The following is a 23,443-nucleotide window of genomic DNA, read 5'->3' as shown; positions in this document are numbered from 1 at the left end:
ACCAAGCTCATTTTAGCGTAAAATTTGCACCCCTTTGATATCACTTGGTGGTATCAACCTGACTTGAGATCAGATTAGAGAACGAAGCAATGACTACACCAAAACCATTTGTACCTGAACTATTATCACCGGCAGGAAGCCTTAAAAACATGCGTTACGCATTCGCTTACGGCGCAGATGCAGTATACGCAGGTCAGCCACGTTACAGCCTTCGTGTTCGTAACAACGAGTTCAATCACGAAAACCTACAAATCGGTATCGATGAAGCTCATGCTCAAGGCAAAAAGTTATATGTTGTATGTAACATTCAGCCACACAACTCTAAATTAAAAACATTCATTCGCGACCTTAAGCCTGTTGTTGAGATGGGCCCAGATGCTGTTATCATGTCAGACCCAGGTCTTATCATGATGGTACGTGAATCGTTTCCTGAAATGCCGATCCACCTTTCTGTTCAAGCAAATGCTGTAAACTGGGCGACCGTAAAATTCTGGTCTACTCAAGGCGTTGAACGTGTGATCTTATCTCGTGAACTATCACTTGAAGAGATCGAAGAGATTCGCGAACACTGCCCAGAAACAGAGCTAGAGATTTTTGTTCACGGTGCACTATGCATGGCTTATTCAGGTCGTTGCCTACTTTCTGGTTACATGAACAAACGCGATCCAAACCAAGGTACTTGTACTAACGCTTGTCGTTGGGAATACAAGACCGAAGCAGCAAAAGAAGACGAGAACGGTCAGATCGTGGAAGCAACGCCTACAGGTGTTGCTATTCAAGAAGTAGAAACTCAAGGTATTGAAGTTCAAGACGAGCGCCCAGACAACACTCTAGGTCTTGGTAAGCCAACTGATGAAGTGGTTTTACTTTCTGAATCACACAAACCTGAAGAGAAAATGGCCGCGTTTGAAGACGAACATGGTACGTACATCATGAACTCAAAAGATCTTCGCGCAATCCAGCACGTTGAGCGTTTAACTAAGATGGGCGTTCACTCTCTGAAAATCGAAGGCCGTACTAAGTCTTTCTACTACTGTGCACGTACAGCGCAGGTTTACCGTAAAGCTATCGATGACGCTGTCGCAGGCAAACCATTTGATGAGAGCCTTATGGGTACGCTAGAGAGCCTAGCACACCGTGGCTACACTGAAGGTTTCTTGCGTCGTCACACTCACGACACATACCAAAACTACGAGTACGGTTATTCTATCTCTGATAGTCAACAGTTTGTTGGTGAATTCACAGGTAAGCGCCGTGGTGACTTAGCAGAAGTCGAAGTTAAGAACAAATTCCTAGTTGGCGATAGCTTAGAAATGATGACACCAAAAGGTAACATCGTTTTCAAATTAGAAGTTATGGAGAACCGTAAATCTCAGCCAGTAGAAGATGCAAAAGGTAACGGTCACTTTGTATTTATTCCAGTACCAGCTGATCTTGACCTAGAATTTGGTTTGTTAATGCGTAACTTGAGCACAGGCCAAGATACACGCAACGCTTCAGGTAAATAACTTTACCTAGAAACTCTACGGAGAAGATAGAAATGGCTCTGTTAATAACTGATAAGTGCATAAACTGCGATATGTGTGACCCAGAATGCCCAAATGGCGCAATCACTATGGGTGATAGTATCTTCGAAATCGATCCTGATTTATGTACTGAGTGTAAAGGTCACTACGAGAAGCCAACATGTCAGTCAGTATGCCCGATTACAAAATGCATCATTACTGACCCAAACCATATTGAAACTGATGACGAGTTATTAGAAAAGTTTGTCATCATTCAAGGGTTGACCTAAAAAAGAAAAGGTTCAACTTAATCATCAAGTTGAACCTTTTTTTAACCCGATTTCTCAATGGGATATATGTTACAGAACATCTCTTTCTCAAATTGATATTCAAGTTGCTCTCGCCAGTTTTTAGCTTGAGATACTGGAACTAGATAAAAGCTCTCCCGACTGGTATCAGTGACAAACGCCATTCCATGCTGCATCAGTTCATAATGAACATCATTAACAAAGCTAGGATCTAATCGTTGTCGACCTGTTAGCTGGCTTATGTCTTCTCTAGAAATTGAAATACCGACATTCTCATTGTAAGCGTCTTTAAATCGACTCATTCAATCCTTTTAATAAACGTCGTAACCTTTAACTTTTATCGTTAAAGGTACTCGAAAATGTCTCAGCATAGATCTCAGCAAGAATGGCTTCGCCTTGTTCAGAAGTATTACAATAGTGAGCAGTCTGCCGCTCAGTTTTGTTTAGAGCACAATCTTCATCCAAAAACATTTGATAACAACCGTCGCAAACTACACCACTTAGTCAACCTGCCTAAAAAACGAGAAGATTCACTTTCTGAATTCGTTGTTGTTGAAAAAATAGCCATACTAAATACCAAAACCGAGCAACTGCCTCCCTCTACGTTACCTACGGAATTACGCCTTGAAGCGGGAGCATGCTCTCTTCATGTACCTCGTGATGTAGCACCTCAGTGGCTCGGTCTTCTATTGAAGGAGCTTGCTGTTGTATGAAAATGTTCCCTGATATCTCTGTTATCTATCTCCACAAGGCGCCCGTCGATTTTAGAAAGGGCATTAACGGCTTGAGCTTTATTGTTGAACAGAATATGAACCTTAATCCCTTCTCCGAAGCGCTATCCGTCTTCTGTAATCGCACGCGGGATAAGCTCAAAGTTCTCTACTGGCAGCGTAATGGCTTTTGCCTCTGGCAAAAGCGACTCGAAAAAGACAAGTTCGCTTGGCCAAGAAAAATGCCAGGGAAAACCCTCTCATTAACGGAAGAGCAGTGGCATTGGTTGCTTGATGGGCTCGATATTGAAAAAATGAAACCCCATCAAACATTGAATTACCAAAGTCTTAATTAAATTAAAAAATATTAGCGGATAAGGAACTTTCGCGGCTCTCTGCGATCTTCCTTATATGCCAAATACAAATAAAGAAGATGAGCTAGCGCTCTTACGTTCAAAAGTGACTGAGCTTGAATCTACGGTACTCACACTTCGCCAATCTCTAAGCGAGAGCGAATTAACCATCCAATCGCTGGTTGAAAAACTCAACCTAGCGCGGCGTAAACGCTTTGGTAGCACTAGTGAAACCCTGCCCCCTCAGGACTTAGAGTTCAATGAGGCGGAGACTCATGCCGATACGACAGGTGAAGAGGAAGCACCCGATAATCCGAATGATGACGCTTCGGAAGCGGAAAACACTTCATCCGAGACAAAACGTCGTGGTCGCCCAAAGCTTCCTGAAGACCTGCCACGAGAGCGAGTCGTGGTGGACATACCAGAATCAGAAAAAACCTGCTCGTGTTGTCAGTCGATACTCTGCAGGATGGGGCAAAGCACCAGTGAAAAACTGGTGTATATCCCGGCCAAGTTGTATGTCGAAGTCACTGAAAGACCCAAATACGTCTGTCGTCAATGTGACGCGTTAGGAGAGAAGGGTGTTGTTGCAATGGCTCCACCGCCAGCATCGATTATCCCGAAAAGCATCGCGACTCCCTCTTTGCTTGCGCAAATTATCACGAACAAATACCACTACGCCCTGCCTCTCTATCGTCAAGAATCGCTGTTCAGACAATATGGGCTAGCGCTCAGCCGAAAAACGATGAGTCAATGGATACTGCGTTGCGCCGATAAGGTAGAGCCGTTAATCGCCTTACTGAAAGAAACCCTCCTTGCACAAGATGTTCTGTTCGCGGACGAGACCACGTTGACCGTGCTCGATGACGAAAGAAAGAAAAGTTACATCTGGTTGTATGGGTGTGGTCCAGACCGGGGCGGTAATGCGCAATCTCCCGGTATCGTCTTGTTCGACTACCAGGAAGGGAGTCGGGGGCACCACTGCCCTGAATCGTACCTGTCAAACTACACTGGATACCTTCATGTTGATGGGTATAAAGCGTATGAAAAGACAGAAGCGAAGTTGGTGGGTTGCTGGGCTCATGCAAGACGTAAGTTCATAGAGGCAGAGCAGAGCCAACCAAAAGGCAAGCATGGAAAAGGGGGTAAAATCCAGTGGGCAGTGAGTTGGTTCCAAAAGCTCTATCGTGTTGAACAAGCACTCAAAGATAAGACGAGGGAAGAGCGATATGTTACCCGCCAGTCAAAGACTCAGTCTCTGCTCAATGAATTCAAGGCGTGGTTAGATAAATCGGTCACTCAGGTGCCCCCTAAAAGTAAATTGGGTGAGGCGATTAGCTACAGTCTCAATCAATGGTCGAAGCTAGTAAGAGTTATCGATGATGGCCGGTTAAGCATGGATAATAACCGAGCGGAACGTTCAGTACGTCCGTTCACGGTAGGACGGAACAACTGGTTGTTCTCAAAGACTCATAATGGAGCCCGCGCCAGTGCAGTGTTGTACAGTCTTATCGAAACCGCGAAGGCTAACGACTGTGAGCCGTATGAGTACCTCGAATACGTGTTACGAGAAATCCCGAAACTGAAGAGTGAGGATGACCATGGTCATCTTCTACCTTGGAACATGCCAAAGACGGAATAGTCCGCCCCTACAGAATACCGCTCAGAATGACAGATACCGCCTTAGTTGGCGGTATCTGCGTAGATATTAGAAAGTCAATGAGTCGGTTCGTAGACGCTTACTTCTCATTAGTGGATCTATGTCTTAACCATTTAGAGAATTCCCTCGCGCAAATCATAGTCATTGTCTTATCCTTGGAATTTTTATAGACGGGTATCAGACTCTGATTTGCATATACTGCACATAAGCCGCATCTTTCACCCAAGAAACACGCCATCCCTGACTAAGTATTATCAAATTCATCGTTGTTTTTGCTATTGTCGTTATCCGTTTGTTTTGATATCAAACGATGTTCGTACATTACGTGTTTATAAACTCTAGACAAAAGTGTGACATTTCTCCAGTTTTAGATACGAGAAAGACAGTGGCATTACCACTGTAATGAACCTCGACAAGTACGATTACTTATCTGATATCAAGGCTAAACACTGACTCGGCATCACTTTAACTTTCTTTTTTTTCTTACTTTTAACCACTTTTTTAGGCGGAGGAACTGGAATAGTCTGCGGAGCCCAACTTGCAAGTTCAGATCCACAACCATCACCTTTTGGTGGGTTTGCTTGAGCGATACAGTTAGAACTGCCTTTAGGACATTTTAAACGAACATGGAAATGAGAATGATGTCCCCACCAAGGCCTGATTTTACCTAACCAAGCTCTCTCATTGGCATCAGAGTTTTCTTGGTCACAAAGAGTTTGTTTAATGACAGGATGGACAAAAATACGTACCACTTTTTCGTCTTTGGCAGCATAGCGAATCACTTGAAAATGATCATCAGTCCAATTTGATTGACGTAATTTGTAGCTGGTAAGGTCGACAACGCTTATTGGCTTAGGGACAGCGAGTTCATTTTCGGAAAGTCTCTCATCAGTGAGCCTTAACCATATATCAATATCCAACCCAGTCTGGTGGCTTGAATGACCAGATGAGAAGCGTCCCCCTCTAGGTAACGAAATATCGCCCACTAATAAGTTAGTGTTGAGTTGTTCGCTTGTAATTACACCTAGCCTTTCAATAAACCGAATGGCCTCGGTATGGCCATAGTAGCGCCCTCGCTGAGGACGAATAATTTGATAACCCTCCCCGTTGATAGGCAAAGCCTGTGCCCCGTCTAGACAGCCATTAGCATAACTGCCAATAGATGATGTTGAGTTGATTGTCGGGCTCTTAGCCTTTTCCCAAGGCGTTGCTATGGCTACAAATGAACATAACACAGTAGCCACAGCGCAAAGTAACCTCATAACGATCCTAAATGATTTGTCTTTAGTATTTATACTAGCTGTCATTGAAGAATTGGGGCACATAAGTAGTAAGTTTTTCGGGGCATTAAGTGAAAATGACAAGCAACGCGTCTTATCAGCTAACTTTCCCCACTACTATTGGCTAACTGAAGAGCGTAAGGGCCTCGAATTTGTCACTTAAATTTAATTTATAGTCACTACACCTTATCGATTAACAGCGTAAACTCATCGCCTTATAGGTGAAGTTGAAAAATGAGCAAAAAATAAAAAAGCTCCTGTCTTTCGACTGAAGCCTTAATCTATTCATGCACAACATAGATTGTTTTAAACTGAACTAACTATTTTTGAACTGAACTAACTATTAGTGATATTGAGATAATTTGTAGCCGCAGAGGTTTGCTGCTCTTTTCTCTATATGGGAGAAAGCAAAAAGGCTCTAGTCTTTCGACTAGAGCCTTAAATATGGCAGGGGTGGAGAGATTCGAACTCCCAACACGCGGATTTGGAATCCGCTGCTCTGCCAATTGGAGCTACACCCCTATTTTCAGTTTTAAAGAGCTGAAACTCTGAATAAATGGCGGAGTGGACGGGACTCGAACCCGCGACCCCCGGCGTGACAGGCCGGTATTCTAACCAACTGAACTACCACTCCGCAGTGGTCAACTCACTAAGTGAGCGTCCATACCTTCAGGTCGGTCAACCTAAAGATTTAATTTAAAGCCTGGCGATGTCCTACTCTCACATGGGGAAACCCCACACTACCATCGGCGCTATTGTGTTTCACTTCTGAGTTCGGCATGGAATCAGGTGGGTCCACAATGCTATGGTCGCCAAGCAAATTTTGCTTTTACTTTCAGCGTTTTAAAAACTGAAGGCAAAATAATCTGGAAAGCTGATTCTCTATTCAATAGAGCAATAAAAGTTGTATCTCTTCAAACGCATTCAAGGTCTGTCTTTGAGTCCACAAAACCCCTTGGGTGTTGTATGGCTAAGCCTCACGGGCAATTAGTACAGGTTAGCTCAATGCCTCGCAGCACTTACACACCCTGCCTATCAACGTCGTAGTCTACGACAACCCTTTAGGACACTTATAGTGCCAGGGAAAACTCATCTCAAGGCTCGCTTCCCACTTAGATGCTTTCAGCGGTTATCGATTCCGAACTTAGCTACCGGGCAATGCCATTGGCATGACAACCCGAACACCAGAGGTTCGTCCACTCCGGTCCTCTCGTACTAGGAGCAGCCCCTTTCAATTTTCCAACGCCCACGGCAGATAGGGACCGAACTGTCTCACGACGTTCTAAACCCAGCTCGCGTACCACTTTAAATGGCGAACAGCCATACCCTTGGGACCGACTTCAGCCCCAGGATGTGATGAGCCGACATCGAGGTGCCAAACACCGCCGTCGATATGAACTCTTGGGCGGTATCAGCCTGTTATCCCCGGAGTACCTTTTATCCGTTGAGCGATGGCCCTTCCATTCAGAACCACCGGATCACTATGACCTGCTTTCGCACCTGCTCGAATTGTCATTCTCGCAGTCAAGCGGGCTTATGCCATTGCACTAACCACACGATGTCCAACCGTGTTTAGCCCACCTTCGTGCTCCTCCGTTACTCTTTGGGAGGAGACCGCCCCAGTCAAACTACCCACCAGGCACTGTCCGTAATCCCGATTCAGGGACCAACGTTAGAACATCAAAACTACAAGGGTGGTATTTCAAGGACGACTCCACCACATCTAGCGACGCGGTTTCATAGTCTCCCACCTATCCTACACATGTAGGTTCAATGTTCAGTGCCAAGCTGTAGTAAAGGTTCACGGGGTCTTTCCGTCTAGCCGCGGGTACACTGCATCTTCACAGCGATTTCAATTTCACTGAGTCTCGGGTGGAGACAGCGTGGCCATCATTACGCCATTCGTGCAGGTCGGAACTTACCCGACAAGGAATTTCGCTACCTTAGGACCGTTATAGTTACGGCCGCCGTTTACCGGGGCTTCGATCAAGAGCTTCGACCGAAGTCTAACCCCATCAATTAACCTTCCGGCACCGGGCAGGCGTCACACCGTATACGTCATCTTACGATTTTGCACAGTGCTGTGTTTTTAATAAACAGTTGCAGCCACCTGGTATCTGCGACTCTCGTCTGCTCCATCCGCAAGGGACTTCACTGATAAGAGCGTACCTTCTCCCGAAGTTACGGTACCATTTTGCCTAGTTCCTTCACCCGAGTTCTCTCAAGCGCCTTGGTATTCTCTACCCGACCACCTGTGTCGGTTTGGGGTACGATTCCTTACAATCTGAAGCTTAGAGGCTTTTCCTGGAAGCATGGCATCAATGACTTCACTACCGTAGTAGCTCGACATCGTATCTCAGCGTTAATGAAAGTCCGGATTTACCTAAACTTTCCGCCTACATACTTGAACCTGGACAACCGTCGCCAGGCCCACCTAGCCTTCTCCGTCCCCCCATCGCAATTGTAAGAAGTACGGGAATATTAACCCGTTTCCCATCGACTACGCCTTTCGGCCTCGCCTTAGGAGTCGACTTACCCTGCCCCGATTAACGTTGGACAGGAACCCTTGGTCTTCCGGCGAGGGAGTTTTTCACTCCCTTTATCGTTACTCATGTCAGCATTCGCACTTCTGATACCTCCAGCAGCCCTTACAGACCACCTTCAACGGCTTACAGAACGCTCCCCTACCCCACATACCCTAAGGTACGTAGCCGCAGCTTCGGTGTATAGCTTAGCCCCGTTACATCTTCCGCGCAGGCCGACTCGACCAGTGAGCTATTACGCTTTCTTTAAATGATGGCTGCTTCTAAGCCAACATCCTGGCTGTCTGAGCCTTCCCACATCGTTTCCCACTTAGCTATACTTTGGGACCTTAGCTGGCGGTCTGGGTTGTTTCCCTCTCCACGACGGACGTTAGCACCCGCCGTGTGTCTCCCGGATAGTACTTACTGGTATTCGGAGTTTGCAAAGGGTTGGTAAGTCGGGATGACCCCCTAGCCTTAACAGTGCTCTACCCCCAGTAGTATTCGTCCGAGGCGCTACCTAAATAGCTTTCGGGGAGAACCAGCTATCTCCAGGTTTGATTGGCCTTTCACCCCTAGCCACAAGTCATCCGCTAATTTTTCAACATTAGTCGGTTCGGTCCTCCAGTTGATGTTACTCAACCTTCAACCTGCCCATGGCTAGATCACCTGGTTTCGGGTCTAATCCTAGCAACTGTACGCCCAGTTAAGACTCGGTTTCCCTACGGCTCCCCTAAACGGTTAACCTTGCTACTAAAATTAAGTCGCTGACCCATTATACAAAAGGTACGCAGTCACACCACGAAGGTGCTCCTACTGCTTGTACGTACACGGTTTCAGGTTCTATTTCACTCCCCTCACAGGGGTTCTTTTCGCCTTTCCCTCACGGTACTGGTTCACTATCGGTCAGTCAGTAGTATTTAGCCTTGGAGGATGGTCCCCCCATATTCAGACAGGATATCACGTGTCCCGCCCTACTCGATTTCACTGATTATGATGTGTCGGTTACGGGGCTATCACCCTTTATTGCGCCACTTTCCAGAGGCTTCACCTGCATCATTAAAAGCTTAAGGGCTAATCCAATTTCGCTCGCCGCTACTTTCGGAATCTCGGTTGATTTCTCTTCCTCGGGGTACTTAGATGTTTCAGTTCCCCCGGTTTGCCTCCTGTTGCTATGTATTCACAACAGGATACGTGCTTGTGCACGTGGGTTTCCCCATTCAGAAATCCCAGACTCAAAAGGTTATTACTACCTAATCTGGGCTTATCGCAAGTTATTACGTCTTTCATCGCCTCTGACTGCCAAGGCATCCACCGTGTACGCTTAGTCACTTAACCATACAACCCGAAAGGGTCTTAGTGTATGGCAACTAACCAAGGTTTTTGGTTGTCATCAAGAAGGGTTAATTCTCAATGACTGTTTGCCGGACTCAATTTACTTTTTGTTTCCACTTTTAATAAAAAGTAGAATCAAAAAATGAACAATCATTTCTGATCATTCGAATACAAGACACTTGAATGTGTTTGTTGCGTTTACCTAATGAAAGATAAACATTGAGAACTTTTAAATTTGATTAACTTAATCACAGCCTTAAGCTGTTTGATTTCACTTTTTAAAGTGAAAACCAATTAAGTAATCAGTCAGCTTTCCAAATTGTTAAAGAGCTTGATTCAACTTCTGTTAAAAGAAGGGAACCATTTTTAAATATTTTCAAAGAAAAACACTTAAAGATGGTGGAGCTATGCGGGATCGAACCGCAGACCTCCTCGCTGCCAGCGAGGCGCTCTCCCAGCTGAGCTATAGCCCCATCTGGAAAAGTATTTCTACTCTTAAATTTTTTAAACCTAATCAATCTGTGTGGACACTCATCGTAAGTATCTTCGTATAAGGAGGTGATCCAGCCCCAGGTTCCCCTAGGGCTACCTTGTTACGACTTCACCCCAGTCATGAACCACAAAGTGGTGAGCGTCCTCCCCGAAAGGTTAAACTACCCACTTCTTTTGCAGCCCACTCCCATGGTGTGACGGGCGGTGTGTACAAGGCCCGGGAACGTATTCACCGTGACATTCTGATTCACGATTACTAGCGATTCCGACTTCATGGAGTCGAGTTGCAGACTCCAATCCGGACTACGACGCACTTTTTGGGATTCGCTCACTATCGCTAGCTTGCTGCCCTCTGTATGCGCCATTGTAGCACGTGTGTAGCCCTACTCGTAAGGGCCATGATGACTTGACGTCGTCCCCACCTTCCTCCGGTTTATCACCGGCAGTCTCCCTGGAGTTCCCACCATTACGTGCTGGCAAACAAGGATAAGGGTTGCGCTCGTTGCGGGACTTAACCCAACATTTCACAACACGAGCTGACGACAGCCATGCAGCACCTGTCTCAGAGCTCCCGAAGGCACACCTGCGTCTCCGCTGGCTTCTCTGGATGTCAAGAGTAGGTAAGGTTCTTCGCGTTGCATCGAATTAAACCACATGCTCCACCGCTTGTGCGGGCCCCCGTCAATTCATTTGAGTTTTAATCTTGCGACCGTACTCCCCAGGCGGTCTACTTAACGCGTTAGCTCCGAAAGCCACGGCTCAAGGCCACAACCTCCAAGTAGACATCGTTTACGGCGTGGACTACCAGGGTATCTAATCCTGTTTGCTCCCCACGCTTTCGCATCTGAGTGTCAGTGCCTGTCCAGGGGGCCGCCTTCGCCACTGGTATTCCTTCAGATCTCTACGCATTTCACCGCTACACCTGAAATTCTACCCCCCTCTACAGCACTCTAGTTCACCAGTTTCAAATGCAGTTCCGAGGTTGAGCCCCGGGCTTTCACATCTGACTTAATGAACCACCTGCATGCGCTTTACGCCCAGTAATTCCGATTAACGCTCGCACCCTCCGTATTACCGCGGCTGCTGGCACGGAGTTAGCCGGTGCTTCTTCTGTTGCTAACGTCAAGAGGTAACGCTATTAACGTTACCCCCTTCCTCACAACTGAAAGTACTTTACAACCCGAAGGCCTTCTTCATACACGCGGCATGGCTGCATCAGGCTTTCGCCCATTGTGCAATATTCCCCACTGCTGCCTCCCGTAGGAGTCTGGACCGTGTCTCAGTTCCAGTGTGGCTGATCATCCTCTCAGACCAGCTAGGGATCGTCGCCTTGGTGAGCCATTACCTCACCAACTAGCTAATCCCACCTAGGCATATCTTGACGCGAGAGGCCCGAAGGTCCCCCTCTTTGGCCCGTAGGCATTATGCGGTATTAGCCATCGTTTCCAATGGTTATCCCCCACATCAAGGCAATTTCCTAGGCATTACTCACCCGTCCGCCGCTCGACGCCCATTAACGCACCCGAAGGATTGTTAGTGTCGTTTCCGCTCGACTTGCATGTGTTAGGCCTGCCGCCAGCGTTCAATCTGAGCCATGATCAAACTCTTCAATTTAAAGTTTTGATTACCTAAATTAATAGGTGTGACTCAACGAATACTGACTTCAAAACTATTCTTTATAAATAAAGAGTGTAATTTTAAAGCTATTACCTCTCTCTTCTTAAATAAATAGGAACAGAATGGTAATGAATTGACTGTGCCGCTAGTTGTTTTCACTTTTTAATAAAAGCAAAACCAAAAAGCATTCGAACTATTTCTAGCTCAGGTCACTCAGTTCATTGAAATCATTGCGTTACCGAAGTAACTGTCATTACGCTCTTTCGAAAAAGAACCAATAACGTCTTGATATTCATCAACGAGTGCCCACACAGATTGATAGGTTTAAATTGTTAAAGAGCTTTACTTATTGAGCGTTCCTTTTAGTAAGGAGCCTCTCTAAGTGGACGGCCATTCTAGCGAATTGGGTTCCAGTGTCAAACACTTTTTCCAGCTAATTTTTCAAAGCATCTTAAATGCTTAATGTCGTCTCGTTACTTAGTTCAAACCGCTTGGTTATCCCTGGCAACGGAGGCGCATTATAGAGAGAATTCCCCTTTGCACAAGACCAAAAACAAAAAAAAAACGCAGCAGGCGATCGTTCGGACACTATTTGCACAAAGCGTTCAAAATAGGTGCGATTAAGCCTTTATTTCGGCTAATCGTACCTATTATTCATAGTTTGATTATTGGTGAGCAATAATTCGGTCGTTATTCACTAATAGCTGCACTTTCTTCTCTGGATTTATTTTTCCAGCCAGTATCGCTTTCGCTAGCGGGTTCTCAACAGTTTGTTGAATTGCTCTTTTAAGAGGCCTTGCACCATATACAGGATCAAAACCAACTTGAGATATTAGCTTGAGCGCTTTTTCTGATACTTCGAGTTCATAACCATTATCATCCATTCGCTTTTTCAAATGCTCAAGCTGAATAGCAGCAATTGATTCGATGTGCTCTTGGCCCAATGGATGGAACACGACACTTTCGTCAACTCGGTTCAAAAACTCAGGACGGAAATGTTTACCTACCACTTCCATAACCTCATTTTTAATCCCTTGGTAATCCAATGTGTTGAAGTTCTCTTGAATACGAGTTGAACCTAGATTCGATGTCATGATTACCACGGTATTTCTAAAGTCGACCGTGCGACCTTGTCCGTCAGTTAATCGTCCATCATCTAAAACCTGCAATAGAATATTGAAAACATCTGGGTGTGCTTTCTCTACCTCATCAAGCAAAATGACAGAATAAGGTTTTCGACGAACGGCTTCGGTTAAGTATCCACCTTCTTCATAACCCACATAACCTGGAGGAGCACCAACTAAACGAGCAACAGAGTGCTTCTCCATAAACTCAGACATATCGATACGCACCATGGCATCTTCACTATCGAACATAAAGTTCGCCAATGTTTTACACAGTTCCGTTTTACCGACACCTGTTGGCCCTAAGAACAAGAACGAACCAATCGGCTTATTCGGATCAGACAAACCAGCACGGCTACGACGAATCGCATTCGATACTACTTCGACCGCTTCCACTTGACCGATAACCCGCTTATGCAGAACACCTTCCATTTTCAGAAGCTTCTCTTTTTCTGCTTCTAGCATTTTAGAAACCGGGATGCCGGTTTGCTTTGAAAGGACATCGGCAATCTCAGCGTCAGTCACCTTGTTACGTAACAAGGTCATTTCTTGCATTTCAGCTTGAGTCGCGAGATCTAACTGCTTCTCCAATTCTGGGATTCGGCCATATTGCAATTCAGACATACGGTTAAGATCACCAGCACGTCGTGCAAAATCCATATCCATCCGAGCTTGTTCTAACTCTGACTTGATATGTTGCGTACCAGACAAAGCCGCTTTTTCAGCATTCCAAACTTCTTCGAGCTCTGCAAAATCTCGCTCTTTCTCAGAAAGTTCGCTTTGTAGCGTACGCAGGCGTTTTTCACTGGCCTCATCACTTTCATTCGTCAAAGCTTGCTGTTCGATCTTCAACTGAATGATTTTGCGCTCTAACTTATCTAGCGACTCAGGTTTTGAATCTATCTGCATTCGAATGCTCGAAGCCGCTTCATCAATGAGATCAATCGCCTTATCTGGTAACTGACGATCTGAAACGTATCGGTGAGATAGAGTTGCCGCCGCTACAATAGCAGGATCGGTAATTTCTACATGATGGTGAAGTTCATAGCGCTCTTTCAAACCACGAAGAATCGCGACTGTGTCTTCAACTGTTGGTTCATCCACTATCACTTTTTGGAAGCGACGCTCTAACGCAGGGTCTTTCTCTATATATTGACGATACTCATCGAGCGTTGTTGCACCGACACAATGCAGTTCACCACGAGCTAATGCTGGTTTCAGCATATTACCCGCATCCATAGAGCCTTCGCCTTTACCTGCGCCGACCATCGTATGAATTTCATCGATAAAGAGAATGATATTGCCTTCTTCTTTCGATAATTCATTAAGCACCGATTTTAGACGCTCTTCGAATTCACCACGATATTTAGCACCCGCTACCAATGATCCCATATCTAATGAAAGCACTCGTCGGCCTCTTAAGCCTTCAGGAACTTCATTATTGATAATACGCTGAGCCAAACCTTCGACAATCGCGGTTTTACCTACGCCGGGTTCGCCGATAATGACAGGGTTATTCTTAGTTCGACGTTGAAGAACTTGAATCGTGCGACGAATTTCATCATCACGGCCGATCACAGGATCTAGTTTGCCTTGCTCTGCTCTTTCGGTCAGATCAATAGTGAACTTCTCTAATGCTTGACGTCTATCTTCTGCATTCGGGTCATCAACTTTTTGACCACCGCGAACTTGCTCGATAGCTTGAGATAGTTTTTGCTCAGTAAGGCCTAGCTCTTTAAGTAAGTTTCCTAAAGGACCTTTGTCTTCAATTGCAGCGAGTAGGAATACTTCTGAAGATATGTAACTGTCTTGACGCTTTTGCGCGACCTTGTCACATAGATTGAATAGCGCTCCCATTGCGTTAGAGAGCTGAACATCACCACCGATACCACTTACTTTTGGCACTCGATCTAATATTTCGCTTAATTTAGAACGCAATTGAACAACATCAATATTAAGCATGGTGAGCAATGGACGAATTGCACTACCATCTTGATTAAGTAAAGACACCATTAGGTGTACAGGTTCTATATATTGGTGATCACGACCTAATGCGAGCGACTGAGCATCAGATATCGCAATTTGGAATTTACTAGTGAATCGATCGAGACGCATGCCAACCTTCCTACTCTTAGATATGTTTATCTTATGGTTAGAAGATGGATACGGTAACGCGGATTTTCAAGGGATAAGAATGAAGAATAGAGCTGATATGAAAATATAAATGTTCTAAATGAGTGGTTGTGCGAGTCAGAGATTACTCTAACCAAATAAATGTCGCCTGACGCCCAGTAACACCATCACGACGATAAGAATAGAAAGCATCTGAATCTGCGTATGTACACAGATTCGAATCTGTCACCGAAGTCACGCCTACTTTCACTAGTCGTTGAGTCGCGAGCTGAGACATGTTTGCTAGCCACTTGCCAGGTTCAGATTTGGCTTTAAATGCTAATTTAGCTTGAGGGTCAAAATGAACAAAAGCGTCAAATACATCGTTGCCAACCTCAAACGCATCCTTACCAATTGCAGGACCAAGCCAAGCAATGATCGGGTTATCTGAATCTAGGTTTGAAAATTTTGCAACCGCACTTTCAAGAATGCCACCAGCAAGACCACGCCAACCCGCATGAACTGCAGCAACTTGAGTGCCTTTGGTATCGGTAAGGATGACCGGTAAGCAATCGGCTGTCATCGCAGAACAAACAACACCTTTTGCAGTGGTAAATGCACCATCCGCATCAAGCACATTCGCCACAGGTTCTGAAACCGTAACGACATCCGTTGAGTGAGTTTGATTCAACCATACCGGAGCCGTAGGCATCTTAGATTGTTGCGTTAGCCACGCTCGATTGCTTTCAACAAGCGAAGCATCATCTCCAACGTGCATGCCGAGGTTTAACCCTTGATAAGCACCTGTAGAACAACCATCAAAACGTGTCGAAGCAAATGCCTTCACGTTTTGAGGAGCATTCCAGTTAGGGATGATCATTGACATGATTAAATGTCGTCTTCAATGTTTTCGCGAGCATCAACACGCAACGCTTCAGCCATCACAACCATGTCATTTGGCACAGGTGCGTGGAACTCAACTTCTTCACCAGTAATCGGGTGAACAAATTTCAGCATAACCGCGTGTAGCGCTTGGCGATCAAAAGAACGAATCATTGTTGTCAGCTCTTCAGATGCACCTTTGGGAATACGTGCACGACCACCGTACGCGATATCACCTAACAGCGGATGCTGAAGATATGACATGTGAACACGGATTTGGTGAGTACGACCTGTTTCTAGACGCAGACGAATACGAGTATGTTCGCGGAAATGCTCCGCAACACGGTAGTGAGTCACCGCAGGCTTACCCAATTCATTAACGTCCATTAACGTACGCTTCGTTGCATGACGGCTAATACCTTTCTCAACAACACCACCCGCAGTCATTTTACCAATTGCAATTGCTTCATATTCACGAGTAATACGACGTTTAGCAAGAGCACGTACAAGACGAGTTTGAGCTGGAACCGTTTTAGCCACAACCATAAGACCTGTTGTGTCTTTATCAAGACGGTGCACAATACCCGCACGAGGTACTTCAGCAATCTGAGGGTAATGGAAAAGCAATGCGTTAAGTATGGTCCCATCCGGCGTACCTGCGCCTGGGTGTACAACCAGATCGCGAGGTTTATTGATAACCAATAAATCATCATCTTCATAGACAATGTCTAACGGAATATCTTGTGCTTCCCAGCGCTCTTCATCCGCAAGCTCCGCTTGTAAAATGATCGCTTCACCGCCCAAAACTATGGTGCGCGGTTTAGTGATAACTTCGCCATCCACTTGGATTTTGCCGTCAAGAAGCCACTCTTTAATACGAGAGCGAGAAAAATCGGTAAATAGTTCAGCGACAGCTTGGTCTAAACGTTGACCTAACTGGCTGCTTTTTACTGTGTCTGTTAATGTTATCTGCTGAGCCATATCGAACTTTTTTAAAAACCGTGAGACTAATACCCATTAGTATGGATAAAATAGAATAATTGCATCATTGTATCTGTTACTGGTTAGAAAGTAACGGAAGCTTACGAAATATTTAATTCAAGGAATCGACGCCTGACATGAAACACCTTACTTTATCGGGTCTATTAGCCCTATCACTCTTAGTTGGCTGTTCAAGTAGTGAAGAAATAGTACCGGATGTACCGCCATCGGTTCTTTACTCTGACGCCCAAGAATCACTGCAGAGTGGTAGCTGGCTTTCTGCAATCGAAAAACTAGAAGCCTTAGACTCTCGTTACCCATTCGGCGCCTATTCTGAACAAGTACAACTGGATCTGATTTACGCGTACTACAAAAATGATGACTTAGCGTTAGGCCTCGCCACCATTTCACGATTCCTACGCTTAAACCCAACTCATGAAAAACAGGATTGGGTTCTTTACATGCGTGGCCTGACACACATGGCTCAAGATCGAAACTTCATGCACGATATTTTTAATATCGATCGAAGCGACCGAGATCCAGAACCAGTGAAACTCGCGTTTGCTGATTTCAAACGACTGTTAGAACGTTTCCCTAGCAGCCCTTATGCGGAAGATGCACAAAAACGCATGTTCGCACTGAAAAACCGCCTAGCTGAGTATGACTTAGCAACCGCTGATTTCTATCTGCGTCGTGAAGCGTGGATTGCAGCTGTGAATCGTTCTCAGGAATTACAAAAGACTTACCCTGACACAATTGCAGCGCGTAAATCTCTGAAAATACAGTTAGAAGCCTACGAGCAGCTTGGATTAGAAGACGCAGTGAAAAGAACAGAAGCCTTGATTGAGCTTAACCCACTGCCTTAGCCAACGAATCACACTCGTTGTTTACTAAAACAATCACTTCAAAATCGCACTAATTGTTAGCGCGATTTTTTTTGAACTTCGTCTGGTAAACTTGATGAATGGCAGCATAAGCAGTATCTTCAATAGATAACTTTTAACAAAACATCAACATGGAGTGTGGATGTGAGTAGGATGTTATTATTTATCTGGATCGGGTTATTTAGTCCACTTTCCAACGCATTAGAACTATCTCCCTTGAGTAACCAGCCTTACATGGGCGACTTAGACGTACTTAAAACAAAAGGAACAGTAAGAGTATTGGTATCGGCTGATCTGGGTTTTTACTACATAGAAGATGGTAAGCCTAAAGGTATTGTGGCAGAAATGCTCTATCACTTTGAGAAGAGCCTCCGCCAGAAACACCCTTATCTTAATGTGCAAATCATTCCGGTTCAGCGAGATGCTCTCCTTCCTTCACTAGAATCTGGATACGGTGATGTCGCGGTAGCAAACCTCACGATTACCGATAAAAGATTAAAAGTAATCGACTTTTCAGATCCGATGCTCAAAGACGGACAAGAACTCATTATTACTGGAAAAAACTCAGACCCTATCACCGAAATCAAACAATTGAGTGGGCGAGAGGTTTGGGTTCGCGCAAGCTCAAGCTATTTTGAAAGTGTGCAAAAGGTAAATTTGGAGCTCAATGAACTAGGTTTGCCCCCATTACATGTCCACTTTATCGAAGAATCTCTACAAGACTATGAGCTGATAGAACTTGTGAACCAAGGCTATATTCAAGGAACGATTCTAGATAGCCATAAAGCAAAGCTCTGGACTGACGTAATGGACAACATTCAAGTTCATCATAATTTGCCCTTACGTGAAAACGGTCAAATTGCTTGGGCACTGAGAAAGGATAGTCCTCTTCTCAAAAAAGAAATCAACAAGTACGTCAAGAAAGCCCGCACAGGTACTTTACTGGGTAACGTGATCTATCAAAAATATATCGATAATACGCGTTGGTTAGGCCGAGCTCTCAACCCAAACAAGGTCGACAGAGTTGCCAAGCTCGCTGACGTGTTTGAGAAATACTCCAGTAAGTACGAATTTGATCCTTTGATGATGTCTGCTCAAGGGTTTCAAGAGTCAGGACTCGATCAGAGTCAAGTCTCTCATCGTGGGGCGATTGGCGTCATGCAGGTTTTACCAAGTACGGCTAAAGACAAAAACGTTAATATCAAAAATATTCATAAAGTGGATAACAACATCCATGCGGGCGTGAAATATATGCGCTTTATCAAAGACCGATACTTTGACGATCCCGCCATTTCACCTGACAACCAAATCTATTTTACTTTGGCTTCATACAATGCTGGTCCCGCTAAGATTAGAAAGATGAGACGCATTGCGAAGAAACAAGGTTACAACCCAAACATCTGGTTTAAAAATGTCGAAATAATTACACGCAAGTATGTCAGTAAAGAACCCGTAACCTATGTCGCCAACATCAACCGCTACTTTGTAATTTATAAGCAGTTACAGGCGATCAATACTATCCGAGAGAACGGCACTGCGAGGCTTTTGCAAACCAACGATTAACCGCTGTTTATCATTATGAACTTAAGCTGTGACGCCTAAGCCAAGACTCAAAACACAAAAGCCGCATAAGGAAACTTATGCGGCTTTTGCTTATCAAATTCGGAACGTTCTTTAGCGTGACTTAAATCACAAAAGTATATTGCGTAAATTTTCATCAAGCACTTTCAAAAAGCTGTAGGACGCCCCTAAAAACTGGTTTAATTTTTAGCGAAGCCTCATCTCCAACTTATCGTTTTTCGTAAGGATAACAAGCATTTTTCTACAAAAAGATACCAATACTTGCGTGAGATCACATTTGATTTTAATGCTTATCCCACCCAACCAAAACAAGATCTAGATCACGTTATTTGTTCCTAAAAGTCGTAATCTGAAGTTAACCCATGAGGGATACAACAGAGGAAAACTTCTATGAAAATGAACATCACTGGTAAAAATATCGACATTACCTCTGCAATCCGTGATCACATAGAAAGCAAATTTAAAAAGCTGGATAAATGGCAAGTAGACATCATTGGCTGCCAAGCGAGCTTTAGCGAAGAACCAAACAAGAAGAAAAAATTCGAAGCCGTTCTAACAGTGCCAAAAGGCCAACTTGTTGCTTCATCAGTCCATGACGACCTCTACGTAGCTATCAACGAAGTAGAACAAAAACTAGAGCGTCAACTCAACAAGCTACGCCATAAACCTGAAGCGCGCCGCGCTGAAAAGCCTGAAATTGAAGAGCTAGAAGCTGAAGTAGAATAAGGAAAAAGAACAGATTAAAAAATAGCGCCTCAGGGCGCTATTTTTTTGCTTGACGCTCGTTGCTCGCTTGCTTATTGTGTTTAAACATTCATAAAACAATCACTTTTTATGCACTCTCAATCTTTGTTTATTTTTGACTTCTTTTTTCTTCCGTAAATCGGAGGCTGAGTCGTTTTAGAAAAACAAGTCAAAAACGAACAAGAAGCCTCCCACACTAGGGAGGCTTTTTTATAAGGACACATTTATGACTGACCGCTCAATTTCACTGGATGATATCCGCCTTCGTCTCAATGATTTAGATGACGAACTTCTGAGTTTACTTTCAGAACGCCGCAAACTCAGTATCGAAGTTGCGAAAAGTAAAGTAAAGACATCAAAGCCTGTACGCGATGCCGTTCGTGAGCAGCAGCTTCTGGTTAAGCTGATTAACAACGGTAAAGATAAATACGAACTTGATGCGCAGTACATTACTAAGCTGTTTCATACCATCATTGAAGATTCGGTTCTGCTTCAACAGTCATACCTGCAAAACCTAGCGAATCCACAAAGCCGTAAGCCACTGGCTCGCGTTGCGTTCTTAGGTTCTAAAGGTTCATATTCTCATCTTGCTAGCCGTGAATACTTCAGCCGTAAGAATATGGAATTGATAGAGCTTAACTGCAATCACTTCAAAGAAGTCGCATCAACGGTGGAATCTGGTCATGCCGATTACGGTGTGCTGCCGATTGAGAACACCAGCTCAGGTTCAATCAACGAAGTTTACGATCTTCTGCAACATACAACGCTCTACATCGTGGGTGAGCTGTCTCAGCCTATTGAACACTGCTTAGTTGCTAAAAGTGATATTCGATTAGAAAACATTAAAACGCTTTATTCGCATCCACAACCTCATCAGCAATGTAGTGAGTTCTTGAGCCGTCTTAAAGGTGTAAGCCTAGAATCTTGTGCAAGCACCGCTGACGCAATGAAGAAAGTGAAAGAGCTAGATAGTGATGATGTAGCGGCCATTGGTAACGCTTCAAGTGGTAAACTGTATGGGCTTCAAGCAATACAAGGCAACATTGCTAATCAAACAGAGAACCACACTCGCTTCATCGTTGTGGCGCGTAAACCCGTAGAAGTCTCGACTCAGATCCCAGCGAAAACGACACTCATCATGTCAACCTCTCAAGAAGCGGGCTCTTTGGTTGAAACTCTACTGATTCTACAACGCTTGGGCATCAATATGACGAAACTAGAATCTCGCCCAATTATGGGTAACCCATGGGAAGAGATGTTCTATGTTGATTTAGAAGCACACTTGAATGCGGATAACATGCAGCAAGCGATCACGGAACTGACGGCCATTACTCGTCACTTAAAAGTACTAGGCTGCTACCCAAGTGAGAACATTAAAGCGACTCAAGTTAAGTTATTGTAAGTTTAGGTGTCAAAAGCAATGCGCCTACCATAGGCCAAACAGTACAAATTAACGCAAACGGAATAACAATCGAACTCAGCAATACGCAAAAATAAGTACTGCTGGCTATTAAATTGTTATTCCGTTAGCTATCTCTTCACACCCCTCCCCTAAAATCATTATCAACATAATAAAACCCCCACTATTCATACTTTCGCCAATAAAGACAAAACCTTATTGCCTTCACAGGACATCATCTAACAACGTATAATTGATAGCGAGCTATCAGTAAGTAACATAAAATTACGCACAAAATTATAAATAGTGTTGTATGTAACAATGAAGCTCAGTACTAAAATATTACTTCTAATAGCCCCCGTTATACTGATTAGTACCGCAGCTTCTAGCTCAGTTTGATCATTCAATTCAGCTCTCTATCAATCTATCTTCTGCAGGAATAGAAACGACTCACCTTGCTGTTTTCATCGGTGAACACGCTAAGATCAATGGTATTCTGCCGAGCTTAATTGATTTTGAAATCACCGAGACCTTCAACTCAAACTCACAAGGGTTTCCATTATTGAACGAGCTCTATCGAATGGGCTACCGCTTAGCGATTGATGACTTTGGCTCTGGTTACACATCGATAACCCAGTTGGTTCAATATCCGACTCAAAAAATCAAATTGAATAAGGGCTTTTTAGAAACCTTGATCGAAACTGACAATCAGAACATAGTACAAACAGTGATAAGTTTGTGCCATGCACAAGGAAAGAAGGTCACCGCTGAGGGCATCGAAACCAAACGCATGCATCGATGGTTACAAGAGGCGCAGTGCGATATGCTGCAAGGCTACTATTTTGGCAAACCGATGCCACTTGAAGACCTAAGTGATTGGTACAGAGAACATCAATTGCAATTTAACCAACAACAATAAGAACTCATTCATGAAATCCGTAGTCATTGCATCGCTCAACCCAGCAAAAATCAACGCCGTTAAAAGTGCGTTCTTGTCAGCTTTCTCTAATACTGAATTCGAATTCATCGGGGTTAGCGTACCCAGCGGAGTTGCCGATCAACCCATGAGCAATGATGAAACCTATCAAGGTGCAGTGAACCGCGTGAGCAATACGCTCCAAGAGATGCCAAATGCAGACTTTCATGTCGGATTAGAATCTGGAATTGAAGGTAACGTAACCTTTGCTTGGATGATAATTGAAGCAAATGGTCAACGTGGCGAATCTCGCTCTGCAAGCTTGATGCTGCCACCAGTTGTGCTTGATAAGCTCCAGTATGCGAATGAGTTAGGGGACGTGATGGATGAAGTCTTCGGTACAGACAACATCAAGCAAAAAGGTGGGGCGATTGGCCTACTGACACACAACCAACTCTCACGCAGTTCGGTATATCATCAAGCTTTGATCTTAGCGCTTATCCCTTTCGTTAATCCTGAGCATTTTCCCACTTAGCTTCCAAAGATACGGTTTTTCAAAGACATGGTTTTCAAAGGTTTAGTTTAAGTTATCTCGTTGAAAGACTAACCGGTACAGCAGAAACAAAAAACGCTAACGGATTGTTAGCGTTTCTATCAAACCTCAGTGCTTAATAAGTGGGTCTTACTTAAGCAGTAACTCTGCGATGGCCGCTTTCTCTTGTTCAGATTTAGCCTTGAGCTCATTAGAGCCTCTGGTGATCGTCGCCACGCCTACTCCCAGCATTTGACTCACTTGTCGCTGAGAGATCTCGCCTTTCATCAATTCACAAAGAATATTAACTCGAGCAACCAAAGCATCGCGTTCATCAGATGTCATCATCATGGTCAACAACAGCTCATGCTGATCTTTTTCAGCGGCTGTTTTTACCAAATCCATTAGTTGTTGCCAATTATCATATTCAGGTTGTGATGCCATATTTCTACACTTACTTTTAAATTCTGACTGAAAGAGTCGCTTAACATTGAAAGCGTTCAACA

16 protein-coding genes, 3 tRNA genes, 3 rRNA genes, 1 pseudogene and 1 other annotated feature are annotated in these 23,443 nt (G+C 44.4%); of the genes and pseudogenes, 11 read left to right on the top strand and 12 right to left on the bottom strand.

Going from position 1 to position 23,443, the window contains the following annotated elements:
- The first annotated feature begins 89 nt into the window (after positions 1–89).
- Positions 90–1,508 carry a tRNA 5-hydroxyuridine modification protein YegQ gene (yegQ, locus tag ACMAZD_RS03535; protein ID WP_435248591.1) on the top strand — a complete coding sequence of 473 codons (1,419 nt, stop codon included), beginning with the start codon at positions 90–92 and terminating at the stop codon, positions 1,506–1,508.
- A 32-nt stretch (positions 1,509–1,540) separates the two neighbouring features.
- Positions 1,541–1,795: a YfhL family 4Fe-4S dicluster ferredoxin gene (locus tag ACMAZD_RS03530; protein ID WP_004735061.1), complete on the top strand. Its 255-nt coding sequence runs from the start codon at positions 1,541–1,543 to the stop codon at positions 1,793–1,795.
- Positions 1,796–1,836: 41 nt separating this feature from the next.
- Here ACMAZD_RS03530 and ACMAZD_RS03525 read toward each other — a convergent pair whose 3' ends face one another.
- Positions 1,837–2,115, bottom strand: a complete 279-nt coding sequence (locus ACMAZD_RS03525) for a hypothetical protein (RefSeq protein WP_435248590.1) — start codon at positions 2,113–2,115, stop codon at positions 1,837–1,839.
- Positions 2,116–2,172: 57 nt separating this feature from the next.
- Here ACMAZD_RS03525 and tnpA point away from each other — a divergent pair, with 57 nt between their 5' ends.
- Genes tnpA through tnpC form a run of 3 tightly spaced genes read left to right on the top strand, consistent with a single transcriptional unit; the run spans position 2,173 to position 4,518 of the window.
- Positions 2,173–2,526 (top strand): IS66 family insertion sequence element accessory protein TnpA, encoded by a 354-nt coding sequence (gene tnpA / locus ACMAZD_RS03520; protein WP_435248589.1) that lies wholly within the window; start codon positions 2,173–2,175, stop codon positions 2,524–2,526.
- Entirely contained in the window at positions 2,523–2,879 is a 357-nt protein-coding gene (gene tnpB, locus ACMAZD_RS03515) for an IS66 family insertion sequence element accessory protein TnpB (protein ID WP_435248588.1), read from the top strand. Before tnpA ends, tnpB begins: the two co-directional genes overlap by 4 nt.
- A gap of 55 nt (positions 2,880–2,934) precedes the next feature.
- Positions 2,935–4,518: an IS66 family transposase gene (gene tnpC, locus ACMAZD_RS03510; RefSeq protein ID WP_435248587.1), complete on the top strand. Its 1,584-nt coding sequence runs from the start codon at positions 2,935–2,937 to the stop codon at positions 4,516–4,518.
- A 440-nt stretch (positions 4,519–4,958) separates the two neighbouring features.
- Here the strand turns inward: tnpC and mepA are convergent, their stop codons facing one another.
- The 10 genes from mepA to rluD form a co-directional block, all read right to left on the bottom strand.
- On the bottom strand, positions 4,959–5,798 hold the full coding sequence (mepA, locus tag ACMAZD_RS03505; RefSeq protein ID WP_435249321.1) for a penicillin-insensitive murein endopeptidase: 840 nt from the start codon (positions 5,796–5,798) through the stop codon (positions 4,959–4,961).
- 463 nt (positions 5,799–6,261) lie between these two features.
- Positions 6,262–6,338, bottom strand: a tRNA-Trp gene (locus ACMAZD_RS03500).
- A gap of 35 nt (positions 6,339–6,373) precedes the next feature.
- Positions 6,374–6,450 (bottom strand) — tRNA-Asp (locus tag ACMAZD_RS03495).
- 67 nt (positions 6,451–6,517) lie between these two features.
- Positions 6,518–6,633: ribosomal RNA gene (rrf, locus tag ACMAZD_RS03490) — 5S ribosomal RNA — on the bottom strand.
- A gap of 149 nt (positions 6,634–6,782) precedes the next feature.
- A 23S ribosomal RNA gene (locus ACMAZD_RS03485) occupies positions 6,783–9,676 on the bottom strand.
- Between the two features lie 394 nt (positions 9,677–10,070).
- A tRNA-Ala gene (locus ACMAZD_RS03480) sits at positions 10,071–10,146 on the bottom strand.
- A gap of 78 nt (positions 10,147–10,224) precedes the next feature.
- Positions 10,225–11,779 (bottom strand): 16S ribosomal RNA (locus tag ACMAZD_RS03475).
- The 16S, 23S and 5S rRNA genes sit together here with 3 tRNA genes alongside, the layout of an rRNA operon.
- 668 nt (positions 11,780–12,447) lie before the next feature.
- Positions 12,448–15,021, bottom strand: coding sequence for an ATP-dependent chaperone ClpB (clpB, locus tag ACMAZD_RS03470; RefSeq protein ID WP_435248586.1), 2,574 nt, complete (start codon positions 15,019–15,021; stop codon positions 12,448–12,450).
- Positions 15,022–15,163: 142 nt separating this feature from the next.
- On the bottom strand, positions 15,164–15,904 hold the full coding sequence (gene pgeF / locus ACMAZD_RS03465; protein ID WP_435248585.1) for a peptidoglycan editing factor PgeF: 741 nt from the start codon (positions 15,902–15,904) through the stop codon (positions 15,164–15,166).
- A 2-nt stretch (positions 15,905–15,906) separates the two neighbouring features.
- Positions 15,907–16,881: a 23S rRNA pseudouridine(1911/1915/1917) synthase RluD gene (gene rluD / locus ACMAZD_RS03460; protein WP_009848467.1), complete on the bottom strand. Its 975-nt coding sequence runs from the start codon at positions 16,879–16,881 to the stop codon at positions 15,907–15,909.
- A gap of 137 nt (positions 16,882–17,018) precedes the next feature.
- On the opposite strand from rluD, the gene ACMAZD_RS03455 reads away from it, so the two are divergent.
- From ACMAZD_RS03455 to yjjX, 6 genes and pseudogenes are all read left to right on the top strand, one after another.
- Positions 17,019–17,747 carry an outer membrane protein assembly factor BamD gene (locus tag ACMAZD_RS03455; RefSeq protein ID WP_435248584.1) on the top strand — a complete coding sequence of 243 codons (729 nt, stop codon included), beginning with the start codon at positions 17,019–17,021 and terminating at the stop codon, positions 17,745–17,747.
- 156 nt (positions 17,748–17,903) lie between these two features.
- Complete coding sequence (locus ACMAZD_RS03450; protein ID WP_435248583.1) at positions 17,904–19,328, top strand: transporter substrate-binding domain-containing protein; 1,425 nt, start codon at positions 17,904–17,906, stop codon at positions 19,326–19,328.
- A gap of 408 nt (positions 19,329–19,736) precedes the next feature.
- Entirely contained in the window at positions 19,737–20,072 is a 336-nt protein-coding gene (gene hpf, locus ACMAZD_RS03445; protein ID WP_435248582.1) for a ribosome hibernation-promoting factor, HPF/YfiA family, read from the top strand.
- 111 nt (positions 20,073–20,183) lie between these two features.
- Positions 20,184–20,304 (top strand) — a sequence feature (Phe leader region).
- 12 nt (positions 20,305–20,316) lie between these two features.
- Positions 20,317–21,492 carry a prephenate dehydratase gene (pheA, locus tag ACMAZD_RS03440; RefSeq protein WP_435248581.1) on the top strand — a complete coding sequence of 392 codons (1,176 nt, stop codon included), beginning with the start codon at positions 20,317–20,319 and terminating at the stop codon, positions 21,490–21,492.
- A gap of 376 nt (positions 21,493–21,868) precedes the next feature.
- A pseudogene (locus ACMAZD_RS03435) lies at positions 21,869–22,471 on the top strand (EAL domain-containing protein); the annotation flags it as partial.
- Positions 22,419–22,940 carry an inosine/xanthosine triphosphatase gene (yjjX, locus tag ACMAZD_RS03430; RefSeq protein WP_435248580.1) on the top strand — a complete coding sequence of 174 codons (522 nt, stop codon included), beginning with the start codon at positions 22,419–22,421 and terminating at the stop codon, positions 22,938–22,940. The pseudogene ACMAZD_RS03435 and the gene yjjX, both read left to right, overlap by 53 nt.
- A 147-nt stretch (positions 22,941–23,087) precedes the next feature.
- On the opposite strand, the gene trpR is transcribed toward yjjX, so the two are convergent.
- Complete coding sequence (trpR, locus tag ACMAZD_RS03425; protein ID WP_435248579.1) at positions 23,088–23,381, bottom strand: trp operon repressor; 294 nt, start codon at positions 23,379–23,381, stop codon at positions 23,088–23,090.
- Between the last annotated feature and the right edge of the window lie 62 nt (positions 23,382–23,443).

The sequence above is a fragment of the Vibrio sp. nBUS_14 genome (assembly GCF_051201655.1).
Lineage (GTDB): Bacteria > Pseudomonadota > Gammaproteobacteria > Enterobacterales > Vibrionaceae > Vibrio.
This window is presented reverse-complemented; position numbering and strand designations above follow the sequence as displayed.